Annotated in this window: 11 protein-coding genes; 4 read left to right on the top strand and 7 right to left on the bottom strand. The window is 67.2% G+C overall.

Annotated elements, in window-relative coordinates; translation table 11 throughout:
* The first annotated feature begins 1 nt into the window (after position 1).
* Both ACFCV3_RS10600 and ACFCV3_RS10595 read left to right on the top strand, forming a co-directional pair.
* Complete coding sequence (locus ACFCV3_RS10600) at positions 2-814, top strand: sensor histidine kinase (protein WP_376028488.1); 813 nt, start codon at positions 2-4, stop codon at positions 812-814.
* Entirely contained in the window at positions 811-1,470 is a 660-nt protein-coding gene (locus ACFCV3_RS10595; RefSeq protein ID WP_376028486.1) for a response regulator, read from the top strand. Before ACFCV3_RS10600 ends, ACFCV3_RS10595 begins: the two co-directional genes overlap by 4 nt.
* Positions 1,471-2,069: 599 nt before the next feature.
* Here ACFCV3_RS10595 and ACFCV3_RS10590 read toward each other — a convergent pair.
* From ACFCV3_RS10590 to ACFCV3_RS10580, 3 genes are read right to left on the bottom strand one after another with little or no spacing between them, the layout of a single operon-like run.
* A complete protein-coding gene (locus ACFCV3_RS10590) occupies positions 2,070-3,632 on the bottom strand; it encodes an OmpL47-type beta-barrel domain-containing protein (RefSeq protein WP_376028484.1) in 1,563 nt (520 codons plus the stop codon).
* Positions 3,632-7,588, bottom strand: a complete 3,957-nt coding sequence (locus ACFCV3_RS10585) for a ThuA domain-containing protein (RefSeq protein WP_376028483.1) — start codon at positions 7,586-7,588, stop codon at positions 3,632-3,634. The genes ACFCV3_RS10590 and ACFCV3_RS10585 overlap by 1 nt, the downstream gene beginning before the upstream one ends.
* 9 nt (positions 7,589-7,597) lie before the next feature.
* Complete coding sequence (locus tag ACFCV3_RS10580) at positions 7,598-8,596, bottom strand: multicopper oxidase domain-containing protein (protein ID WP_376028480.1); 999 nt, start codon at positions 8,594-8,596, stop codon at positions 7,598-7,600.
* Positions 8,597-8,781: 185 nt separating this feature from the next.
* Here ACFCV3_RS10580 and ACFCV3_RS10575 point away from each other — a divergent pair, with 185 nt between their 5' ends.
* On the top strand, positions 8,782-9,420 hold the full coding sequence (locus ACFCV3_RS10575) for a LuxR C-terminal-related transcriptional regulator (RefSeq protein WP_376028477.1): 639 nt from the start codon (positions 8,782-8,784) through the stop codon (positions 9,418-9,420).
* A 2-nt stretch (positions 9,421-9,422) separates the two neighbouring features.
* Here ACFCV3_RS10575 and ACFCV3_RS10570 read toward each other — a convergent pair whose 3' ends face one another.
* The 4 genes from ACFCV3_RS10570 to ACFCV3_RS10555 all read right to left on the bottom strand — a co-directional run bounded on the left by ACFCV3_RS10570 (position 9,423) and on the right by ACFCV3_RS10555 (position 17,773).
* Positions 9,423-10,238: an FHA domain-containing protein gene (locus tag ACFCV3_RS10570; RefSeq protein ID WP_376028474.1), complete on the bottom strand. Its 816-nt coding sequence runs from the start codon at positions 10,236-10,238 to the stop codon at positions 9,423-9,425.
* 2 nt (positions 10,239-10,240) lie between these two features.
* The gene (locus ACFCV3_RS10565; protein ID WP_376028472.1) at positions 10,241-12,040 is read right to left on the bottom strand and encodes a protein kinase; all 1,800 of its coding nucleotides are present in this window, start codon (positions 12,038-12,040) and stop codon (positions 10,241-10,243) included.
* A 66-nt stretch (positions 12,041-12,106) separates the two neighbouring features.
* Entirely contained in the window at positions 12,107-14,299 is a 2,193-nt protein-coding gene (locus ACFCV3_RS10560; protein ID WP_376028469.1) for a right-handed parallel beta-helix repeat-containing protein, read from the bottom strand.
* 18 nt (positions 14,300-14,317) lie between these two features.
* A complete protein-coding gene (locus ACFCV3_RS10555; RefSeq protein ID WP_376028467.1) occupies positions 14,318-17,773 on the bottom strand; it encodes a discoidin domain-containing protein in 3,456 nt (1,151 codons plus the stop codon).
* A gap of 316 nt (positions 17,774-18,089) precedes the next feature.
* Between ACFCV3_RS10555 and ACFCV3_RS10550 the strand changes: the two genes are divergently transcribed.
* Complete coding sequence (locus tag ACFCV3_RS10550) at positions 18,090-24,287, top strand: RHS repeat-associated core domain-containing protein (RefSeq protein WP_376028464.1); 6,198 nt, start codon at positions 18,090-18,092, stop codon at positions 24,285-24,287.
* Positions 24,288-24,448: the final 161 nt, after the last annotated feature.

Here is a 24,448-nt window from a genome sequence, read left to right as displayed (position 1 = left end):
AGTGGATCTCGTGATCATCGTCTGGCTGCTCGCCGCAGCGCTGGCAGTGGCGACCGGCCTCCTCGCCTTCGCGCTCGTCCGGGCGCGGCGTGCCCACTCCCGCGCGTTGGAAGAGCGTGGCTGGTTGCTGGAGCGCGAACGAGAGGCAGCAGCTCAGAGCGCGGTGGATGCCGAGCGCGCCCGGATAGCGCACGACCTGCACGACATCGTGAGCCACAACGTCAGCGTGATGGTCATCCAAGCCGGTGCGGCCCGGCAGGTGCTGGCCACCGAACCTGACCAGGCCGAGGCCGCCCTGCTCGCCGTAGAGGCCGCTGGTCGCGACACCATGGCTGAGTTGCGGCACCTGCTCGGGCTGCTCGCGCCGAAAGCCGATGAGGCTCTTTCCGGGGACGCCTTGTCGCCACAGCCGAGTCTGAGGCGCCTCAGTGCGCTGGTCGACCGCATCGCCTTCGCTGGGCTACCGGTCGACGTACGGATCTCCGGAGAGCCGCGGCCACTGCCGACCGGTGCCGACGTGACGGCGTACCGCATCATTCAGGAGGCCCTGACCAACGCCCTCAAGCACGGCGATGGCGTGAAGGCCGAGGTGTCGGTGCGCTACAGCGACCACGCCCTTCGGGTGGAAGTCCTGAACACGGGTCCGAGCGTCCTGAGGGGTGGGGCGCGCACTTCACCGGGGTCCAGTGGTGACGGTCGTGGCCTCCTCGGCCTGAAACAACGGGTGGCCGTCTACGGCGGTGAGCTCGACGCGCGTCGCCGCCTCGGCGGTGGCTTCCGGGTGCGCGCCAAGCTTCCGCTGGAACGCCCGTGACAACCCGGGTCGTGATCGCGGACGACCAGGCGCTGGTGCGCACCGGCTTCCGGATGATTCTGACCGCCCGCGGTATCGAGGTCGTCGGCGAGGCGGCGGACGGTGCCGAGGCAGTGGACGCCGTACGACGTCTTCGCCCGGACGTCGTCCTGATGGACATCCGCATGCCCACCATGGACGGCCTGGAGGCAACCCGCCGCATCCTCGCCACCTCCACCGACTGCCGCGTCCTCATCCTCACCACCTTCGACGTGGACCGCTACGTGTACGCCGCCCTCGCCGCCGGCGCCAGCGGCTTCCTCCTCAAGGACGTCACCCCCGAACACCTCACCGCCGCCGTCACCCTGGTCGCCACCGGCGACGCCCTCCTGTCCCCCTCCATCACCCGCCGCCTCGTCGAACGCTTCGCCACCCCGGCCCCCACCCAAGCCGCCCTCCACCGCGACCTGACCGCCCTCACTCCCCGCGAACTCGAAGTCCTCACCCTGATGGGCCACGGCCGCTCCAACGCCGAGATCGCCACCGACCTCACCCTCAGCGAAGCAACAGTCAAAACCCACGCCGCCCGCATCTTCGCCAAACTAACCCTCCGAGACCGAGCCCAAGCAGTAGTCCTAGCCTACGAAACCGGCCTCATCACCCCAGGCAACAACTGACATATGTCGCGAGTGTGGGGAGTATGGCGTCGACTGGAAGTGTTGTGCTGTTGGACATCGATTTCTAGCGGCAATCTCCTTCCACTCGACGTCCGGACTCAGGCGGCGCGGATTACGAATGGCTTGGTCGACGGTGCCGTTCACCGGGACGATCGTTCCGACCGGGGCACTGGTTCTCGACGGGGCCGCCGAGATGGCAGCGGGGCGCAGGACGGGGGTCTCGAGGCGGCTGATCCATCCCGGATTCCCTGGGATCTGCAGGCAGGTGGTCACGTCACCAACCGGTTGCCGGTCGTGTGGCAGGACGACATTGCCTGCTGTATCGCTCAGGACCTTGGTGTACTCCCGCCTCTCCAGGCACCGTTCTTCCTCACCGACCAGAGCTTGTCGTACGGCACCACCTTCGGCGTCACCAGCGACGAACTCGAGACCGTCTACCATCGCCGCCTCGACAGTTCCGTTCGCGGTCGACGGAACGTTCGCCGTACCCCGCCACACGCCAGGCGTACCGTCGCCCTCAACCAGCGCCAGTTCCATCGAGGAGAACTCGGTCAAGGGACCCGTGCCACTGATCCGCTGCCAACGTCAATTCCACCTGTCTAGTGCAAGGCCTGGTGGACGGGGTGGAGTTGCTTCGAGGCGGTTTTCACGATGGTGAAGGTGCCGGAGAGGTTGGGTGAGATGTTGCCGGCGTTGTCGGTGGCTCGGACCTTGACGGTGTGGGTGCCCGGTGTGGTGATCGGTACCGGGGCGGTGTAGGCCGTCCAGGGGCCGCTGTCGATGGCGTACTCGATTGATCTGATTCCGCCGGCGTCGGTGGCGGTGGCGTTGAGGGTGGCTCGGTCGACGAACTCCCAGCGGGCGTTCTGGTTTCCGGTCAGCCAGCCCGAGACCGTGGGCGGGGTGCCGTCGCCGTCGGAGGGGACGACGGTGAAGGTTGCGGTGCCTACGGGGGAGACGTTGCCGGCGGCATCGGTCGCCCGGTAGGTCACCGTGTGGGCGCCGTTCGTGGCCACCTCGATCGGCACTGTGTACGGCGTCCACGTGCCACCGTCGAGCTGGTATTCCACCGAGGCCACACCGGACCCGGCGTCGGTGGCGGTCACCGTCACCGTTGCCTTGCCGACATAGTTGCCGTTGGCATCCTGAGTGCCGGACACGGCTGCGGTCGCGACCGGCGGCACGGAGTCCTGCTCGACCACCGTGAAGTGCGCCATCCCTTCGGGTGAGACATTGCCGGCGTGGTCGGTGGCCCGGTAGTGCAGCATGTGCATCCCGGGGGTGTTCACATCCACAGGCGCCTGGTACGGCGTCCACGTGCCACCGTCGAGTTGGTACTCGACCGTCTTCACGCCGGAGTCGGCGTCGGTCGCGGTAACGGTGACCCGCGCGGTGTCGAGGTAGTTGCCGTCAGCATCTTGTTCGCCGGTGACTGCGGCGGTCACCGTTGGTGGAGTGGTGTCCTCCGGTCGATCGACCACCCGGAATCCCACCGACTTGGTCGGCGACACGTTGCCGTCGTGGTCGGTGGCGCGGTACTGCACCGTGTGATCGCCGATCGCGCTGACCACCACGGGTGCGGTGTACGGCTTGAACCCGGTGTCGTCCAGCTCGTACTCCACCGACGCCACCCCGGACTGCGCGTCCTGAGCGGTCACCGTGACGGTGGCCTGGCCGAGGTAGTGGCCGTCGGGGTTCTGCGACCCGGAGACGGCAGCGGTGACGGTCGGCGGGGTGGTGTCCTCGCCGTCCTCGGTGACGGTGAACTCGCCGACCATCAGGGGGTGCCCCGGGATGGCGCAGAAGTACCGGTACTTCCCCGGTGTGAGAGTCACGTCGACCGAATGCAGGCCGTTACTCCCGTCGTCCGGGTACGCGAGGATGTTCACGTCGACGTCGTGGTTGTAGCCCGGCGTCGAGCGGTCGAACGTCAGCGTGTGCGACATGTCGGTGTCGTTGCCAGTGGCCTCGCTGTTCTCGAACACGATCGTGGTCGGGCCGGCGACCGCCTGGGTCGGCGCCGTGGTGTAGGCGGCGGTGCTGTTGCCCGCGGTCCAGGTCAGCACCTGAGCAGCAGCAGCTGGCTCCGACCCCACTGCAGGCATCGACTGGGGTACGAGCATCACCAGTACGGCGGTGAGCCCGGCTATGAGTCGTCTCATCACAAACTCCGGATCCGGATGTTGCGGAACTCCATCAGGTCGCTGTTCCCGTGGTTCTGCAGTCCGATGTAGCCCTCGAGGAACTGCCGCAGGTCGGTGGACGGGTCGCTCGGTCGCGACGACTGCTGTCCCGGGGTGTTGTCGAACTCGTTGATCACCACACCGTTCCGGATGATCGTGTAGTGCTGCCCGACCACCTTGACCTCGTACTCGTTCCACTGCGCCTTCGGGGTCGGCCGGGCCGCATCCAGTCCGATCGGGTCGAAGTTGTAGATCGACCCGGTCTTCTGCGGCTCGCCCGTATCACCGTCGTACAGCTGGACCTCGTGGCCGCAGTAGATCGCTACCCAGGCCTGTGAGGTGCGGGCCGAGCCGATGGTGCCGCAACTGCCGAGCGGCCGTTGCTCGAGCGGTGTGCGCGGATCCGGGAACCGGACGAAGACGCCGCTGTTCGCGCGAACAGCATCCGGCGCAACATCCCGGAACTGCAGCTTGAGCGAGAAGTCGCCGTACGGCTTCTTCGCGAACCACAGCATGCCGAGCCCGCCGGACGGTTTCAGCGACCCGTCCGGCTGTACGGCGAACTCGCCCGACGGCGCCTGGGCCCAGTCGTAGAACGACTCGTTCGTGCCGTCGAACAGCGGCTCGTAGCCGGTGAACCCGGGCTTGCCGATGTTCGATGCCCGGGCGATGGCGATCAGACTGTCCCGTTCGGCGACGGTGATGATCCCGCGCTGCCGCAACTGCCGGGTGGCCTGCTGGACGTGCGAGACGAACAGGGCATGGGTGGCCCACGTACTCTCGTCGTCGATCAGGTCGTCCACCTTGCAGCCACCGCCCGCATTGCGGTTCGGCACTGTCGTCGCGGAGTCCCCGATCGTCACCTGAGCACCCTGGTCCGCCATCACGCAGCCGGCGTTGACCGCGACCGTCGCGACCGCGGTGGTCCCGTCGGCGTAGGTGATGGTGACCTTGGCGGTCTGCAGGCCGGGATTCAGATAGGTGTGCCGCGGGTTGGCCTCGGTCGAGGTGGAGCCGTCGCCGAACGTCCAGGCGTACGACACCCCACCCGCTTTGGTGCCGTTGAACGCGTAGGTCAGCGGCTTGTTCTGCACCGCGACCGCAGAGGCCTTCGGCAGCGGCGTCGGCGGGCCGCCCTTGTAGCTGACCTTCACCAGCTTCTGGTTCGGGTGCAGGGTGAAGAATCCGCCGCCGTAGTCGAGCACATAGAGCGCACCGTCCGGTCCGAACCGGGCGTCCATCCAGCTCTGTACCTGGTTAGCACCGTTGCCCCCGGCAATGATGTGCTGGAACGACTCACCGAACGCCGGCGGCTGCGCAGTCGGTACGCCGGCCGGGTCGACCGTCACCGCGGTCCGCCGGGTCGGGGTCGAGTTGTCGCCGATGAACCACTTGTCGTCCCAGTACTTCGGCCAGGCCACCCCGCTCTTGGTGTTCACCCGGTCGTAGTGGTAGGTCGGCCCGGACATCACGGCCTGCCCACCACCGCCTCGGAAGTACGGCTGGGTGTAGACCGCGTCCGCGTCGTTGTACGTCGGGATCGAGCTCCCCGGGCGCTTCGGGAACACGGGTCCGCCGCCGCCCGGTGAGTACCAGATCATGTTGTCCTTGACCGGCGGCAGCTCGACCAGCCCGGTGTTGCGCGGCGAGGTGTTCAGCGGGTTGTCGCAGTCGTACCAACCGGTCAGCACCTCCGCGTCCGTGTTGCTGCGGTTCCGGTACGGCTGCCGGTTGCCCATGCAGAAGGGCCAGCCATGGTTGCCGGCCTCGGTGATGATCGTCGCGGTCTCGTACTTCGCCGGCCCGAGCTCCGGGTCCGGCGAACCGGCGTCCGGCCCCACCCAGGCGGCAGTCAGCCAGTCGGTTTCCGGGTCGATTGCGAGCCGGGAGATGTTCCGCACGCCCATCACGTAGATCTCTGGGCGGGTCTTCGCCGTACCCGGTGCGAACAGGTTGCCGGCCGGGATCGTGTACGTGCCGTCCGGCTCCGGGTGGATCCGGATGATCTTGCCGTTCAGGTCATTGGTGTTGCCGGAGGTACGCCGGGCGTCCTGGAACGACAGACCGCCGAACTCCTGGGTCCAGTTGTTGCCGGAGTACCCCTTCGATCCGCCGGACGAGTTGCTGTCGCCGGAACCGACGTACAGGTTGCCCTTGGAGTCGAAGGCCATCCCGCCACCGGCGTGGCAGCAACTGTGTTGCTGGACCTCCCACTGCAGCAGGTCCTTGCGGCTGGTCAGGTCGACGGTCTGGCTGGTGGCGTTGTAGGTCAGTCGCGAGACCGTCCGCTTGCCGGTGTGCCGGACCCGGTCGACGGTATCGTGCGGCATCCAGTAGACGTAGAACCAGCCGTTCTCGGCAAACTTCGGGTCCAGCACGATGCCGAGCAGGCCCTCCTCGTTCTTGATCAGCTCGTCACCGGAACCGCGATTGCCCATGACCGGCAGCGTGGTCAGCAGCTTCGCCTTCTTGGCGACCGGATCCCACTGGTGGATGGTGCCGCAGCCGAGGCCGACGTTCGGGTTCTCCCATTCGACCACCGGGCCGCTCGGGCAGGCCGCCTTGCCGACGTAGAAGACCTTGCCGTTCGGCGCGATCGTCATCCCGTGCGGTTCGCCGATCTGGTCGAGCTGGCCGGCCTGGTTGGGCGGGGTCAGCCGCTCGACGGTGTAGTTGGCGGCGATCGTCGCCTGGCAGTCGGCCCGGACCATGCCCGTGGTCCACTTCAGCGCGCCGAGCAGGTGCTTGCGGAACGCCGCCTCGCCGTAGCTGCCGTCGGTCCCGCCCATGCCTGTGTAGAAGGACCGGCCGCCGCCGTAGTCGCGGCACCAGGAGATCGGGTGGAACGGGCCGTTGGAGCCAGGGCCGGGGTCGTAGTGCCGCTCCTCGACCTGGGCGACGGTGTGCACGGTGCCGATCGGGTTGGTCGCCCAGTTGCGCCACTTGTCGGTCCGGGTCAGGTTGAGCGGCAGGCCGGCGTTCGCCGGGTGCTGCCGATCCAGCAGGTTGACCACTGCGCGCTGCGGAGTCGGCTCCGGCGGCGGCTGCGAGTCACCGATGTAGAAGAGCAGGTCGGCGAGTTGCAGCAGCGGCTCGCCGCTGTTCGCGGTGATGTTCAGCCGATAGTGCGCGTACGTCGTTGTGTTCGCGACCGTGAACACCCGTCGCTGGAGCCGCTCGGCGAAGACCTGGTTGGTTTGGGTGTCCAGGTCGGTCCAGGTACTGCCGTCGTTCGAGCCCTGCAGGGTCCAGTTCTTCGGGTCCCGGCCGACGAAGTCGTTCGCGGAGGTGAGCGAGTACCTGGTCACCGCAGCCGGCTCGGTCAGCTGCATCGCGACCCAACCGGTTGGTGCGCGGGCCAGCCACTTGGTGTTCGGGTTCCCGTCGGTCAGCTTCTCCTTGGTCTCGTTCGGCGGGTTCTCCGCGCTAGCCGTCACTGCCGACACCGGCCGTGGTGGCGGCAGCAGGGCGCCGACCGGGCGCGCGCCGATCAGGCCGGTGAACCACTCGGAGTCCGGCTGGAACTTCGACGCGTCGGCGATGCCGAGGTAGCCGTTGCCTGCCTTGATGTAGTTCTGCAGCGCGGTCTCCTGCTCCCGGCTGAGCGCGGTGCCCTGTGCGGACAAGAACACCACCGCGCGGTACGTCGCCAGCTTGGCCGGCGTGAAGACAGCCGGATCCGAGGTGACGTGCACGGTCATCCCGTTGGCCTGTCCGATGCCGGCAATCGCGTCGGTCGCCCGCTCCACCGGATCCAGCTGGTTGTCGGGTTCGCCGCGGAACACCAGCACGTTCACTGCGACATCGGTGGCGGTAGCCGCGGCAACCGGTGCCGCCTGCGCCACTGGCGGCGTACTGCCCGGTTGCAGGGTGCCTAACGCCAGTGCTGCGGTGACCAGAACGGCAGCGGTACGCCGCCGACGGTTGAGCCTCATCGTTCCCCCTCAGCCGTGATGGGTGGAGTGACCGGACTGGGTCCGGGCCAGGTGGTGCTGATGGAAGCGGTCGATCGCCGCCTGCGCGCCGGCCGGCATACTGCCGTCGGGGTTGCGGACCAGGAACAGGCCGACCATCCCCTGGTCGGAGTGCATCTGCACGTGGCAGTGGTACATCCACACGCCCGGCCCGACGCCTTCGCCGGCCAGCACCTGGAAGCCGAACGAACTGCCCGGGTCGAGGTTCTTGGTGTCGATCACCGGGCTCGGGTCGTTCGCACCGGTGAGCATTCCCGTGCGGGTGTCGGCCCAGCGATGTGCGTGCAGGTGGAACGTGTGCGGCAGGTTGCCGTGCCCGATGCAGACGAACTCGACCCGCTCCCCCTGCCGGGCATCCAGCATCGGAGTGTCCGGCGCCTTCTTGTTGTTGATCAGCATCTCGTTGAACACGACCGTGAACTGCCGGTCCGGGATCAGGTCGCCACGCCGACGGACGATCAGACCGCCGTACAGGCCCTTCTGGATCCCGGGGGTGCCGTGGTCGTTGCCCATCGCGTGGTCGTGGTAGTGCCAGTAGCCGGCACTACCGGGCATGAACCGGCCGTTGCCGAGGTCGACCTGCTTGCGGGTGCGCCAGACGTACGTGCGGGTCTCGCCGGGCGCGTTGAACGACGCGTTCAGCGGGCTGCCGTCGGAGTTCACGTCGTAGTCGACGCCGTGCGGGTGGATCGACAGCCGCTGGTCGGTGTTGTTGACCAGCTCGACCTCGAGGGTGTCCCCCTCGTAGATCTCCAGCAGCGGCCCCGGAATGGTCGCCTCCCCGGGCGCCAGTCCGTAGCCGAACAAATCGCCTGGCAGCGGCTCGGCGTACAGGGTGATCTGCCGGACCACAGCGGCGCTGTCGGGGGCCATGGCCACCCCGGTCAGCACCGCTCCACCGGCAACGGCGGCAGGGGCGACCAGCACCGATCGCCGGGACAACCGTGATTTTCGGGCGTGCTCGACCATCGTGGGACTCCGTTCGGGCGGGAACGCGTGTCTCCAGCTGTAGTTCAGCCCGCACACTATGTAGTCATCGACAAAAAGTTAAGACCTGACCCCAGGTTTTTGTCGTTCGTTGTCAGATCTGGGGACCGGTCCCGGGGGTTTGGTTGTACAAAGTTCGGGACCGCTCACCTCTTGGGGGTACGACGATGACGCTGACCCAGCGGACCGGCCCGCGGCAGGCGGCTGCGCGGGGCGGGGTTGCCGCGTTGCTGGCCGATGCCCAGGCGGAAGTGATTGAGATCAGTACGTTGACGCCGACGGGAGCGGCGTTCGGGCCGCGTGATGTTCAGCCCGGCATTCGGTACCGGGCGCTCTTCCCGGACAGTGCTCGGACCGCTCCGGCGTGGTCCCGGCATCTCGGGGCGCTGGCGATGGCCGGGGTTGCGGTGCGGACGACGCCGGTGGTGATGATGAACGCGCTCGTCATCGACGGCCGGACTGCTCTGCTGCCCGCAGACAACGCCGACGGGAGTGTGGCTGTGCTTCGGCTGAACAGCGTCGTAGCGGCCACGACTGGCTTCTTCGAGCGGGTTTGGCCGGATGCTGTGCCGTTCGGCGGGACCGACGTCGTCATGGCGGCCGAGCTGTCCTGGCGGGAGCAGGAGGTACTGCGGTTGATGGCTCTCGGGTGCACCGACGAGCAGGCCGCGGCGCAGTTGGCAGTCTCCGTGCGGACCATCCGCCGGATGGTGGCGCAGTTGATGAACCGGCTCGGCGCGCGCAGCCGATTCCAGGCCGGGGTGAAGGCCGCCGACCGAGGCTGGTTGCTGGAATGGATGACCTGAGTTCAGGCCGGGGGAAGCTCGGCGCTGGGGTTGTCTCCGGCCAGCTCGAGCCACTCCAGGTCCATGGGCACGATGGTGGTGGACTGCACGAGTTCCCAGATCAGGTTGACCGTCAGGGTCAGGCCGACCGGTTCGCCGACTTCGTCGCGGCGCAGACCGGCGACGCCGGCGTCGGAGAGCCGTTGCCGCAGGCGGGAGACGATGTGTTCGACGCGCTTCGCGGTCCACGTCTCGTGGGGCCGCAGCTCGGCGAGCTCGGCCGCGGCCTGCTGCCTGGTCAGCGGCAGGGGCTGCAGGTCGTAGGCCAGGTAGCGCTGGGCAAGAACTGTCAGCGTGAGGTGTTCTTCCGGGGTCAGCCGCCAGCGCTTCGGGGGCACGGTCAACTGGCTGGGCCGAGGTTGTGCGGTCCGGCCGTCGCCGTCCGAGACCAGCACCTCCAGAAGGTGTTCACGATGACGGTTTCCGCGCAGGAAGAGCGTCGTGTAGCCGACTGCCAGCGGCAACGGATCGCTGCCGGTGTGGAGCAGTACGGCGTTCGACACCCGGATCGGAAGCCGGCCGTGATTGCGCAGCCACCACCGCCCGTCCTGGTAGGTGATGGTGCCGTGCACCCGGCTGATCCGTACGTCGTTCTCGCCGATGCACAGGTCGACCGCCAGCCGGTTCCGCCCGAAGCTGATCTCGGCCCCGGGCGCGGGCGGCATGACCAGGTTCTCGGCGACCGTGAGGACGCTCAGGGTGCCCGGCTGCAGTTCGTGAGGGACGTGCCGAAGGCTTCGGAACTGGTTGAACTTCGCTCTGCTGGGGGTCGGCTCCATGGTCAGCCGGCGTCCGGAAGACGTCGTACGACGGCCTCGGCGGCAGCCCGGGTTTTCGCGCAGACAGCTGCCGAGTTCGGAGCGGCGGGATCGACCAGCTCGATGGAAACCACCTCTTCGCGCTTGTCCTCCGTGCCCTTCAGGACCGCCAGCCTCGGTGTGTAGAGCCGGTGCACCACCACGGCAGTACACATGGCCTTGTTGTCGGAGTCGGGGATCAGGCGCGCGTTGCGGTTGCCGACCTTGATGACCTTCCCACCCCAGTCATCGTCACCTTCGATCGGCCACTCCCGGGTGAACTTCGCGCTGAGCTCGCTCGGCCCCGCATCCCAGGTGCATCCCCAGTTGCCGAAGTCCGGAGCCGGCGGATCGCTGGGCTTACCGAGCGCCTGACTGGCCTCGGTCGGCCCGACCAGCGTGCAGGCGTCGACCTTGTCCAGCGAGTTCGCCGGCAGTTCCGCTCGCGGCGGGGGCAGACCTTTCGACAGGACCGCCAGCACATCCTGGATCAGCGAATCCGCGAACTGACAGAGCCGCGCATTCTCCGCCTTCTCGATGCGGAACGTCGTGATGGTGATGCGGTTGGTGTCGGGCAGGGTGAAGGCCCGCTCGCAAGTATCTCTCTTTTCGTCCGGGCGTTCGATCTCGCCTAGCTGGCCGGGCACGACCGGACGCGACGGATACTCCTGCGGGCCGGTGATCTCGAGCGCGGACTGCACCTGGCCGCTGCCGTCCTCGAGGGTGCTCGAGATCACGCAGCTGGCGTAGTTCCTGACCTCAGGGTCGACGAAGGCCTCCCCGAACTCACGCAGCGCGTCCAAAGGAATCAGCGCGCAGGGATCAGCCTTCGTCGGATCGGAGCCGAGCCCGATGGGATTCGGTGTGGCCGCCTGTGGGTCCGACCCACGGGGCAGCAACCAGGCCAGCAGTACGGCGCCCACCACCACGACTGCGGCAGCCGCGGTCAGGATCGCCCCCCGTCGTACCGGTCGGAGGCGCCGCTTCCAGGATCGGCGCGGGAGCTCGCGCCCCTGAATCAGCTCGGCGGTCTCCGCTGCCGAGGGGCGATTCGCCGGGGCCGGCTCCATCAGGGCATCGAGTAGCGGCGCAAGCTGCCGGGCGTGCTGGTAAGGGATCGGCGAACCCTTCGCCGCCCGCTGGATCTGGGAGAACGGCCCGTCGGCGCCATCGCCCCAGGGCGACCGGCCCTCGACGGCCGCGTAGAGAGTGGCGCCGAGCGAAAACACGTCGGAGGCCGCGGTCGCCTCCGAACCGTTCGCGACCTCAGGCGCGACATAGCCCAGCGTGCCCGTCAGCTGAGCTCCGCCGGTCTGCGTGATCTCTGTCCAGCGAGCGATCCCGAGGTCGGTGAGTTTGACAACGTCGTCGTCGGTGACCAGGACGTTGGCCGGCTTGATATCGCGATGCACGATGCCACGCTCGTGAATCGCGACCAGAGCCGTCGCCAGCTGAGCGCCGATCGTGAGCACCCGGGCCTCCGGAAGCGGACCACCGGATTCGATGATCCGATCCAGGCTCATCGCCTGCACGTACTCCGTCACCAGCCACCGCTGATCACCGTCGACGACGGTGTCGAAGACCGCCACCACGTTGGGGTGCAGGATCCCGGCACCGACTTTGGCCTCCCGGCGGATCTGCCCGGCGCTCCCCGCGATCGCCCGCTTCAGCGACACCTCGCGGCCCAGCTCCAGGTCCACCGCGCGCCAGACAGCCCCCATCCCGCCTTGGCCGAGTTCTTCTTCCAGGCGGTACCGACCGGCGACGAGTGAGCCAGGTTCCATCGGCTCATCGTAGGAACCCACGCCACCGGACGCCACTTGGGACCGTCACAGCGGCGTTTGGAGCTGCTACTGACCGTTCCAGGTGGCCAGGACTCGGAGTTTGTTCCAGGGGATGTGGCTGAGGGCTGCGATGGAGCCGTCGAGCCCCACTTTGTTGAGAATGCCGCCGGGACGCATGCCGTTGCCGGGCGTCTGCCAGGGCGCGCGGTTCGGGTCGGTGAGGTCGTCGCCGGCCACGCCGATGCCGCTGATCGGGCCGGGGCCACCGCTGTCCAGGACGTAGCCGCCGTACTTCTGCATGGCGACACAGATCATCTTCTCGCCTGACGATGCACCGGGCAGCCCCGCACAGTCGACGGATGGATCGAGCTGCAGGCGGGCACCCATCGGGACGCAGGACGAGCCCGAGGTCCCACCGTCCGACTTACCGGCTGGCTTGCGGAAGTTGCTGCAGGTTGTGCGGGAAGTGAAGTACAGCGCGTGCTCGATGGCGCCGGTGCTGATTTCGCTGTTCAGGATGAAGCCTGCACCCGCCTGTACTTCGGCTCCCGTACCGACCCCGGAGGTCTTCGACTCGGTACCGCCGCCACTGGCCGCCGGCCAGGTCCCGCCGCAGGAACCGTTCCACGAACCGCTGGCCTTGCTGGCACCCCAGATCGACTTCACGGTCTTGTCGTCCTTGTTGTAGACGACGATCCATTCGTCACCTGGCGATGGAAGCTCACGGGTTGCGTAGTCCGGGATGTGGATACCGTCGCCGACCGAGCATCCCCAGTCCTCACTGAATTCCGGGTGATACACCGGATCTGAGTTGCTCGAGGTGAAGACGGTGATCTGCCACTCCGGACCGTTCAGCCGCGGGGTGTTGCTGCCCATGCTGTTGACGATCGCCGACGAGTTGGGGTCGAGCCGCGGGTTGGCGCCGATCGCGGAGCGGAAGTAGTTGACCGACCCATCGGCCGCCGTGAACAAGTCGTTCGGGCCAGGCTGCCGCGGGTCCCAGTCACCGGTCGGCGGCGGGTCGGTGGGTCCACCGCCACCAACCCCCTCGTAGGCACCGACGTCGTACCCGTTGCCCTGCGGTCGCGCGACACCGTCCCGATCTGTCGCCGGAGCGCCGGTGGCACTGCCGGCGTCGATCGCCGCCGAGCCCTCTCGCAGGTGGAAATCACCGTTGCCCGGGTCAACGAATCCCGGGTCGCCGGTCAGGTTGTGGTCGGAGCTGAACGGCCCGCCGATCCCGGACGGGTTCCCGGCGAAGATCGTGTTCCGTACGACGTTCCCGGAGCCGCTCACCTCCGAGGCGCCGACGATTCCCGGCTTCGGGTTGTTCGCGATCGTGTTGTTGACGATCGAGATCCCCGAGATCGTGCCGCTGCTCTCCTTCCAGAACGAGATCCCGCCCCCCGCGTTCTTGTACGACACGTTGTTGACGATGCGGATGTTCTGCGCCTTCCGCGACGACGAGTAGTCCTCGACCGCGATCGCGATCCCGGCCTTCGTCGACTCCTTCGCGCCGTACGTCGTATTGCCGCTGACCTCGACCCCCGACGACGAGTCGACGTAGATGTTCGGGCCCCGGTTGTCGTGCACGAGGTTGTTCCGGATCACGCCGGCCGCGTTGTCGTCGTACTTGGCGTCGATCCCTTCCTCACCGTTGTCGTGCACATGGTTGTTCCGGATGTCGAACCGCGTGCTGCCCTCGCCGAGCGTGATCGCCTCGTGCGAAGCGCTGGTGCCCTTGTCGTTGTTGTGGTGCACGTCGCAACCGTCGACGACGATGTCGCTGCCACCGAGGATGACGAGCCCGCCGTTCGAGGACGACGACACCTCGCACCTGGTGAACGTGATGTGCGAGACCTGGTACCCGTACACACCATGCGTCGGCGACTTCGTCACCGCGATCCCGTCGAACTTCAGCCACGACTTGCCGTCCAGATTGAGCAGCCCGTTACCGGACTTCAGCGTCTTGTTGCCATCCAGTACGACGCGCGCACCGGGCGCGGCCTGGTAGACGATCTGCTGCCCGGACGCTCCGCTCTTCGGTTTCAGCGCCTCCTGATAGGTGCCGGCCGAGATCAGGATCGTGTCGCCGGGCTGCGACGCATCGGCCGCCGCCTGGATCGTGCTGTACTGCGCTCCCGCCTTCCCCACCGTCAATATCCGGCCGGCCGCATCCGCCGTACCGGCGACTGTGGCAGGCAGACCAAGAATCATCAGGCCGGCGATCGCCACGCAGGCCGCCTGTCGTCTCTTCATCGGGTTCCTTCGCAGTTGTCAGGTGACTTCGAGTTCGTAGAGGGAGTAGCCGTAGCCGGTTGCGCGTTCGGTGCCTTGGAGGCGGACGTGCCGGGCGTTGGTCGGGGGAAGGCGGACGATCTCGGTACCGCCGTCGCCGTCGGTGCGGATGTGGACGGTCTGCCAGGTTGTGCCGTTGTCGGAGACCTGTACCTGGTAGGAGCGCGCGTAGGCGAACTCCCAGACCAGGGTGATCTTGCTGATCGATCGGACCGACCCCAGGTCGACCGAGATCCACTCCGGGTCGTGTTCGAGCGCACTGGCCCAGCGGGTCGCGACGCTGCCGTCGACCGCGTTGGCCGGACCGAGTTCGGACGTCTCCCGCGAACTCGACTGGGTCGGCCGGTTCAGGGCGAGATTCGGATCCGGTGCAAATACCTCGAACTCATACAGCGAATACCCGTACTCCGTTGCTCGCTCGGTGCCGTGCATGCGGACGTGCCGTGCGGTTGTCGGAGTGAGATCGATGGTGTCTGTACCGCCGTCACCGTCGGTGCGGGTGTGAACAGTTCGCCACGTCACGCCGTCGTCGGACAGCTGGATCGTGTACCTCCTGGCATGGGCTACCTCCCAGACCAGTGACACCTTGTTGATCGGGCGCACTGAGCCGAGGTCGACCGAGATCCATTCGGGATCATGTTCCAGCTCACTCGCCCAGCGGCTTCCATAGTTGCCATCGGCCACCTTCGGAGCGGCGTACTGGACGTCCTCCTGCGAGCTGGCAGTGACGGTTCGGCCGAAGGCGAGGTTCTCCGGCACCTTGTCGATGCGCCAGCGCTGGCAGGGACCGTTCCAGTACGGCCAGACGATCAGGTCGGCGCCGGACTCGGGGCGGCACCCGGCGACGTCGAGGGATTTGCCGCTCATGGTCTGCGTGATGCTCCACGATCCGTCGGCTGCCGGTTCGATCCGCCACCGCTGGCAGTCGTTGGGTGTGCTCGTCCACAGATGGATGACGGCCAGGTTGTCGGTTGAGCAGCCTTGGACGTCGAGCGCCTTGCCACTGGCTGCGCCAACGACCTGGTAGGCGTCCTGACCGAGCGGGTGGATCATCCACTGCTGGCACGCACTGCCGCCGCGTGGATCCCACACCCGCAGATCGGAACCATCCGCCGTACCGCAGTCCGCCGCTTCCATGAAGCGGCCGCCCTTGACGGCGCTCAGGCGGTACCGGCCGTCAAGCTGGACGGAGTTTCTGGATGGCCGGAGGATCCACTGCTGGTCCGCGCCGGTGCCGCACGTCTGCTGGACCGCGGCCGCGCCAATTGTCTGCGCGGCATTCTCCACGCCGACGCAGAAACCGCTGTGCGCGTTGCGCAGCCTAACCACCGCGTCCTTGGTGAAGCCATCCAGGTACTCGATCGCGAACTGCTGACTGCTCGTCGCATCGCAGGCCTGTTGCAGCACTGGGCTTCCGGGCGACTCCTGCGTACCACCAAGGTCCACGCAGGTGCTCTTCCCATCATCCTTCACGCCATCGAGATGAGCCGGATGGAACTGATACTGCTCCACACCGGGAAGCTGGTCGAGCTGGAACCGCTGATGCAGAGCGCCCGTGCACTCCCCCTGATCCAGTACGGCGTCCAGCGACCTGCTCCGGCCCCGGACCTGCAGACACTGCCGACTGTGCCGAGCCACCAGCTCGTAACTACGGAACTCGAGATCCGCCTTCGGCCCGGTCTCCGCGTGCACCGAAGCACCCGTCCAGACCTGCTGAGGCGCAGCGAACGCCGTACCGGTCGACGCCAGTACCTTGAGCTCCCGTCCCCCGTCGGGACGCGCGGCCACCAGCACCAGGTCGTCGCGGCCGTCACCAGTCGTGTCGACGACGTCGTAGTCGGCCTTGGCTGGTTCCAGTAGCCCCGGTGTGCGCCACCAGGTCTCGACGGCCGGTCCGCCGGATCGCAGCACCAGTACGCCGAGATCGGTGTCGCCGTGGTCATACGGGATCACCAGGTCGTCCTGACCGTCGCCAGTCACGTCTCCTGCCGCAGCTCGGGCTCGATCCGCGCAGTAGATCCCGGGGGTGGAGTCGTACTTCGTCGTTCCCGCAGCGAAGCCGGTTCCGGTCGATCGGAAGAAGGTCGCTCGCAGCCGGCAACCACCACGATCGTCGAGCGAGACCAGGTCCTTCCGGCCGTCGTCGTCGAGATCGGCCAGCACCGGACTGCTCTTGGCCCACTGGCCAGAGCTCGGCGCTGTCCGGAGCCAACTCGTCAGCTGCCCAGTGCCTGACAGCACGAATGCCTGCCAGCCCCCGTCGAAGGTGTCGCGGTGCAGCACGATCTCGTCGCGTCCATCACCGTTGAGGTCACCCGCGAGCATCCGGGTCGTGCCGAGCGACCAGCCCTCGCCGCTGCTTCGCCAGACCGCCTGGCCGCGCGGCTCGTAGGCACCACCCGTGGCTTTCAGCAGGTAGAGACCGAGCCGCTGCCCGGTCTCGGTGCGCATCAGCATCACGTCGGTCTTACCGTCGCCGTCGAAATCGCCGGTCGCCGACCGGGTCCGGCTCAGCCCGTAACCACCGTTGATGCCGCTGTCCCAGCCGATCACACCGTCGTACCGGCCCTCTTTTCCCTGGACCAGATTCCAGACCGTGGTCTGGTCGAACCCCTTGTCGAACACAGCAATCGCGTCGGACCGCCCGTCCCCATCGACGTCGCCCCGCACCTTGGCAGGCGCCGGCGCAGGGTTGGCCTGCAGACTCCAGGCGTCCGACACCGGCCCGGAATTCCCGGCACGATCGACGGCTGCGACGTACAGGCGTTTCCCGATAATGCCGGTCGACGGATCGGGCGAGAGCGTGACCGGTACGACGGCGGTGCCGTCCGGGCCGACCGGTACGGCGCCCGTCAGTCGATCCTGCTGGAATCCGTAGCGGAACTGGACCACGTCACTGTCGGCCGGATGCAGGGTCACCCGGCCGGTGGTCCACGCATCGATCGCAGGTTCGCCATCGGGGTAGTCGGCGGATTCGATCGTCGGCAGACCTGGCGGCGTCTCGTCAATCGTGAAGTGGCACTTGGCCGTCGACGGGCCGTTGGTGGTGCCGTCGTTACTGCGCGCGCTGTAGGCGTAGATGACGTCCGGGGCAAGCTGGCCCGCAGGGATCGCCGGCCAGCTGAACGCGACACTCGATGCGGTGATGGCTGAGTTGATTTCATAGGTCGGCGTCGTGGCACCGACCCGCTGAATCGTGAGCCGAGTCGTCAGCACGCTGTTCTCAGGATCGCTGGCGATCGCGGTGAAAACGGGCTGCGTGGTGCCGATCGCGGCGGGCGCGGACGCCGTACCGCACGGCACCGGCGGCCGCAAGTTCAGCTTCGCCGGTGTGCGGGGTGCGAGATTCGGGACAGTGCCCGCGGCCGGGATCTCGGCGGCGACCAGCAGACCTGCCGTCAGCGTCGCGACCAGCGCGCCGTACACGATCTTCATGGTGCCCCCTCCGGTTCGAGGTCGCGAGTCTGCCACCGCCCGGACGGCCGGTCGATCCTCTTCAAACCTGCTCAAAAGGCCTTGTCAGCCTGCGAACCCGACTCGACTCTGAGAGCGCGTCTGGGAGCTCCGCGCCGTAGCGAGCATGTGCTCGGTGCGGTAGCTCGGTGTGCTGGAGGGGAGGCCTCGATGTTTTTCCATCGTGGCCTTTCCTCCAGTGCGGCGAGGTGCCGTGCCGAGTGCAGCGCAGTAGGCGGGGAGTTCCCAGACGGGCTCTTACTGCACCTCGTCCCCCTGCCCGTCCGCTGGAGGAACCATGTCCTCGTTACCGGTACGACGTCTGCGCCGATCTCGCCGTACGGCGCGGATCGGTATCGCGATCGTCACTGCCGCCGCCCTGATCGCCACCGGGACCGGGCAGGCCACCGAAGCCGCCACCCTCCGGATCGCCCAGGCCAACGCCGACGGCGACTGGAAGCCCGCCAAGGAGAAGTCGGTCAACGGATCGAACGCGCAGGTCGTCCCACGCAAGGCCGATCCGGCCCAGGCCCGAGCGATCACCAAGGCACCGGAGGTGCGCTGGCCCAGTGCCGGCAAGGCCGCGGTCACCGTGCCGGCACCGGCGACCAACAAGGCAACACCCGCCCCGCTGGCGAAAGCAGGCACGCTGCCGATCGAGATCGGCCCAGCAACCGCCGCTGATAAGGCTGTAGCTGCTAGTGCGCCGAAGACTGTCGAGGTTGAGCTACTCGGCCACCAGTCCAACTCGGTGCAGTTCAGCCTCCGCCGCACCGACGGCGTGCGCGCAGCCGGTCCAGTGTCCGTCCGCTTCGACTACAGCGCCTTCAAGAGCGCCTTCGGCGCCGACTGGAACAGCCGCCTCCGAGTCGTCGAGCTCCCCGCCGGCAAGTCGGTTGCCACCAGCAACGACGGCACCGGCACCCTCACCGCCGAGGTCTCTCCAGGATCCGAGCGCTCCCTGTACGCCGTACAGGCCGCAGCTGACGGACCGGCCGGCGACCACAAAGCCTCCGCGCTCGCGCCCTCCGCCACATGGCAGGTCGGCGGATCATCCGGCGACTTCGGCTGGTCCTACCCGATGGAGGCGCCGCCCGGTGTCGGCGGTCCCGAGATCGAGATGACCCTCGACTACTCGTCCGGCTCGGTCGACGGCCGCACCTCGGCGACCAACAACCAGCCGTCCTGGGCAGGCGAAGGCTTCGAATTCGCACCCGGTGGCTCCATCGAACGACGCTACGCCGGCTGCAGCTCCAAGTCCGAACAGAACGGCAACAACGGCACCCGGACCGTCGGAGACCTGTGCTGGGCAACCGACAACGCGACGTTCAGCCTGAGCGGCAAGGGCGGCGAGCTGATCCGCGACGACGCGACCGGCAAGTGGCGCCCAGCCGCCGACGACGGCTCGACCGTCGAACGCTTCACCGGCGCTTCGAACGGCGACGACAACGGCGAGTACTGGGTGATCACCAGTGCGGACGGCACGAAGTACTACTTCGGCCTGAACCGCCTGACCGGCTGGACCACCGGGCAGCCCGAAACCCAGTCCACCTGGACGGTCCCGGTCTTCGGCAACAACTCCGGCGAGCCCTGCAACAAGGGTTCCTTCGCGGATTCGCATTGCCAGCAGGCGTACAAGTGGAACCTCGACTACGTCGTGGACCGGCACGGCAACGCGATGAGCTTCTTCTACGACGTCGAGACCAACTACTACGCACGCAACTTCTCGGCCTCCTCGGTCAGCAAGTACGTCCGCGCCGGCAACCTGAAGCGCATCGACTACGGCCAGCGCGACGGCGCGGTCTACACGAACCCTGCCGGCGCCCGGGTCGTCATGACCACGGCCGACCGCTGCCTGCCGGGCACCGCCTGTACGACGAACTTCCCGCACATCTACCCGGACACCCCGCTCGACCAGCAGTGCACCAGCAGCTCGAACTGCGACAACAAGTTCAGCCCGACCTTCTGGACCCAGAAACGCCTCGCGAAGATCACCACCGAGATCCGCCGCGGCGACGAGTTCACCCCGGTCGACTCCTGGACGCTGCGGCACAGCTTCCCCGACCCAGGTGACGGAACCCGCGCAGGCATGTGGCTGGAAGGCCTGACGAACGCCGGCCACGTGAACGGCACGGTCACCGCACCCGAACTCAACTTCGACGGCGTCCAGCTACCCAACCGGGTCAAGAACAACGACAGCCTCCCGGTGATGAACTGGTGGCGAATCAGCGCCATCCACTACGGCACCGGCGGCGAACTCGCAGTCGCCTACTCCGCCCAGGACTGCGGACCAGGCAACTTCCCCGCCCCCGACACCAACGGCAAACGCTGCCACCCCGCCAAATGGACCCCCGACAAGCAGGAGGAACGCCAGGACTGGTTCAACAAGTTCGTCGTCACCGAGGTCTCCGAAGCCGACCGGGTCAGCGGCCTGGAACCGGTCGTCACCAAGGTCGAGTACCTGACCCCACCGGCCTGGCGGCACGACGACGAAGACGGTCTCGTCGAGATCGGCAAGAAGACCTGGTCCCAATGGCGAGGCTACGAACGAGTCCGCGTCACCAAGGGCCACCCCTCCGGCACCCAGTCCATCACCGAAAACCGCTTCCACCGCGGCATGGACGGCGACAAACTCGCCAACGGCACCAAAAAGGACGTCCACCTCACCGACTCCACCGGCGGCCGCGTCGAAGACGTCAACCCACTCGCCGGCCAACTCCGCGAGCAGCTCAAGTACGACGGTACGACGCTCGTCGACCGCAGCATCAACGACCAGTGGATCTCCGCCCCACGCGCCACCCGCGTCAAGCCCTGGGGCACCAGCCAGTCCTTCCAGGTCGAGGACGCGGGGATCAAGCAGGAGGAGATCGCCGGGACCCAGACCAGGCGCCGTACCCAGCTGAACACCTACAACGCGGCCGGCGTCGTCACCCAGAAGAGCGACCTCAACGACGTGGCCGTCGCCTCCGACGACACCTGCACCCGCTACACCTACACCGAGAACGCACCCGCCGGGATGCGGGAGCTGCCGATCCGCGAGCACACCGTCGCCAAGGCCTGCGACCAGCCCTGGGCGAACGCCGACGTCATCTCCGACAACAAGACGGAGTACGACGGCGGCACCCCGACCAAGGGCGACGTCACCAAGGTCGAAGAGCTGACGAGCTTCGACAGCACCGGCGCACCGATCTACAAGGTCGTCCAGACCGCGGCGTACGACGCCCTCGGCCGGCAGGTGCAGCTGACCGACGCGGACGGCCAGAGCACAACCCGTGAGTTCACCCCGGCGGCCGAGGGCCCCGTCACCAAGACCGTCGTGACCGCGGCCAACGGGCACACGGCCACGACCGAGTGGGAACCCGCCTGGGGCGAAGAACTCGCGGTCACCGGGCCGGACGGCCGCAAGACCGAGACCAGCTACGACCCGATGGGCCGGACCGAGAAGGTCTGGCTACCCGGCCGGTCGCGATCGGAGACGGCCAACTTCAGCTACGAGTACCTGATGCGCGCGGACGGCGCGAACGCCGTCAAGACCGTGAGCCTGCAGGCGAACGGCACCAACGAGACGACCATCGAGCTCACCGACGGCCTGCTCCGGCCGCGGCAGAAGCAGGAGGCAGCGCCCGGCGGCGGCCGCACGATCACCGACTACGTGTACGACTCGCGCGGCGAACAGGTCAAGGAGAACGGCCCCTACTTCAACAACGCCCCGCCGGGTGACCAGGTGCTGATCCCGGTCGAGTCGGAACTGCCACTGCAGAAGGTCACGACCTTCGACGGCGCCGAACGGCCGACGGCCGAGATCGTCAAGTCGCGGAACACCGAGAAGTGGCGGACCACGCACACGCACGGTCTCGGCACCCATGTGGTCCAGCCTCCGACCGGCGAACAGCCCGTCATGCGGATCACCGACGTCGAGGGCCGGCTCACCGAGCTACGGCAGTTCACGGGCACAACTCCGACCGGGAGCTACGACAGCACGACGTACACGTATCACCAGGACGGACAACTCGCCTCGGTGAAGGACCCGGTCGGCAACCGGTGGACGTTCGACTACGACCTCCGTGGCCGGAAGATCCGGGAGACCGACCCCGACAAGGGAACCTCCACCTACACCTATGACGACCTAGACCGCCTCCTTACCAGCACGGACGCGAGCGGCCGGACTTTGGCCCATGGATACGACGTGGTCGGCCGACGCACCTCCTTGCACGAGGGCAGCCTGCAGGGGCCGAAACGTGCCGAGTGGACGTACGACACGTTGGCCAAGGGCTCGCCGAGCTCGGCGAGCCGGTTCGTCGACGGCCAGGCGTACACGTCCAAGGTCAAGGGATATGACGCCGGTGGGCGTCCTCTGGGCCTCGAGGTGGTTCTGCCACAGCGTGAAGGCGCGCTGGCCGGCACCTACTCGGTAGCGAGCACCTACAACGCCGACGGCGAGCTGGCGACTACCGAGTTGCCAGGAGTCGGTGGGCTTCCGGCCGAGACCTTGAGCTATGGCTACAACGATCAGGATCTGCCGACGACGTTGACCGGTGCGACGTCGTACGTGACTGGTACGGCGTACACGCCGTACGGAGAGCTGGAGACGCTCACACTCGCGCAGAACAACGGGAAGTGGGTGCAGCAACTCTACGAGTACGAGTCGGGCACCCGGCGCCTGTCGCGTGTGGTGACCGAGCGGGAGACACTACCGCGCCGGATCTCCAGCCTCGCCTACAGCTACGACCAGGCAGGCAACGTCAAACAGATCAGCAACACGCCATCCGCCAGCAGCGCTGAAGTCACCGACACACAGTGCTTCGCCTACGACCACCTGCGGCGGTTGACTGACGCTTGGACGCCTTCCAGCAACAACTGCGCCGCCGCACCAGTTGAGACTGCCCTCGGTGGGCCCGCGCCGTACTGGCAGTCATGGACGTTCGACAAGGTGGGCAACCGGCTCTCGGAGACCAAACACGCTGCCGGGGGTTCGACAACCAGCACCTACGAGTACCCGGCTGCGGGCCAGCCACGGCCGCACGCCGTACAGAAGGTCACGACCACCGGCCCGGCCGGATCGAAGACCAACACCTATGGGTACGACGAGACGGGCAACCTGACCGAGCGGAACCTCAGCGGAACCGGCGAGACCTTCAAGTGGGACGTCGAAGGCGAGCTCGAGAGCATCACCAAGGCCGGCCGAACCACGTCGTTCGTGTATGACGCCGACGGCAACCGCCTGCTCCGCCGGGACAACGCCGGTACGACGTTCTACTTCGGCCAGACCGAACTACTGCTGAAGCCGTCCGGCGAGGTCAGCGGCACGCGCTACTACGAACACGCGAAGAAGACCGTAGCCGTCCGCATCGGCAACAACGTCACCTGGCTAGGCAACGACCACCACGGCACCCCCGAGCTGGCGATCAACGCCAACGACCAGTCCTTCGAACGCCGCCGTACAACCCCCTTCGGCGAACTCCGCGGCCAAGCACCGGCCAACTGGCCCGGCCAGAAAGGCTTCGTCGGCGGAGTCAACGACCCGAGCACCGGCCTGGTCCACCTCCAAGCCCGCGAGTACGACCCCACCACCGGCAAGTTCATCTCGGTAGACCCCGTAGCCGACTACGAAGACGCCCAACAACTCAACGGCTACGCCTACGCCAACAACAGCCCCATCACCTACAGCGACCCCGACGGCAAACTCTTCTTCATCCCCCTCATCATGCTCGCCATACGCCTCATCCCGGTCGTGGTACGAGTCGTCCAAGCGATTCCCACCATCGTCCGTGTGGTCACCCCGGTGGTCCGCACCATCATCAACACGGTCAAGATCGGCGAAAAGCTCGTTCAGGCGGCCAAGCGCATCACGACCTTCGTCAACAAGGTCAAGACCGTCATCAAGAAGGTCGAGAAGATTGCCAAGTCCATCAAACGGGCGGTCACCAAAACGGTCAAACGAATCCAGTCCGGCGTCCAAAAAGCCGCCGATGCCGTTAAGAGGGCGGCGTCGGCTGCCAAGAACTTCGTCAAACAAGCCGTCCAGAACGTCAGAAACGCGTTCAAGCCCCGAGATTCAGGCACTCCGAAGGGCAGCCAGCCTCCACAAAGCACTCCAGCACGGTCGACGCCCACGAGCTCCGCCCAGGGCCAGGCCAGCAACCCAGCCGCTAGGACCGGCGGAAAGCCGGCGAATCCACAGGCCAATCCGGCCGGCTCACCGCATTCTCCGAGTTTCATCGCCCGCTCCGACGGCCAGATCGTCGTCGTCCCCAAGGGCGCAACCGGCCCCGTACCGGTAAGATCCGGCAAGGGTTTCCAGTTCACCGGTGGTCGGGGTGGCCACGGCTTGTCCGACAAGGCCTCCGATGTCCGCATCATGGATCCGGTCCTCGGCGGCAAGTATCCGAAGCCCAACGGTTACGCGTCGTACTCCAATCAGGGCGGCCAGACAATCAACCCATACACCGGGCAGACCGTCGCGAAGAGCGATCCCTGGTGGCACATAACCTTCTGATATGAAGCTGACCTTCGAGGACCTTCTGACCCAGCCGTGGGGGCGGGGGAGCGCCCCCCCCGCCCCGGCCGCCCCGCGGACCCAGCCGGGCGCGCGGCAGGAGGCACAACAGACCCAGGGGCGCAACGACGCGGGGCGGGGGGGGGCGGGGCGCCCGGTAG

This window comes from Kribbella sp. NPDC056345, assembly GCF_042262745.1.
In the GTDB taxonomy this organism is placed as follows: Bacteria; Actinomycetota; Actinomycetes; order Propionibacteriales; family Kribbellaceae; genus Kribbella.
The sequence above is the reverse complement of the archived record's forward strand: the minus strand, read 5'-3'. Positions and strand labels throughout refer to the sequence as shown.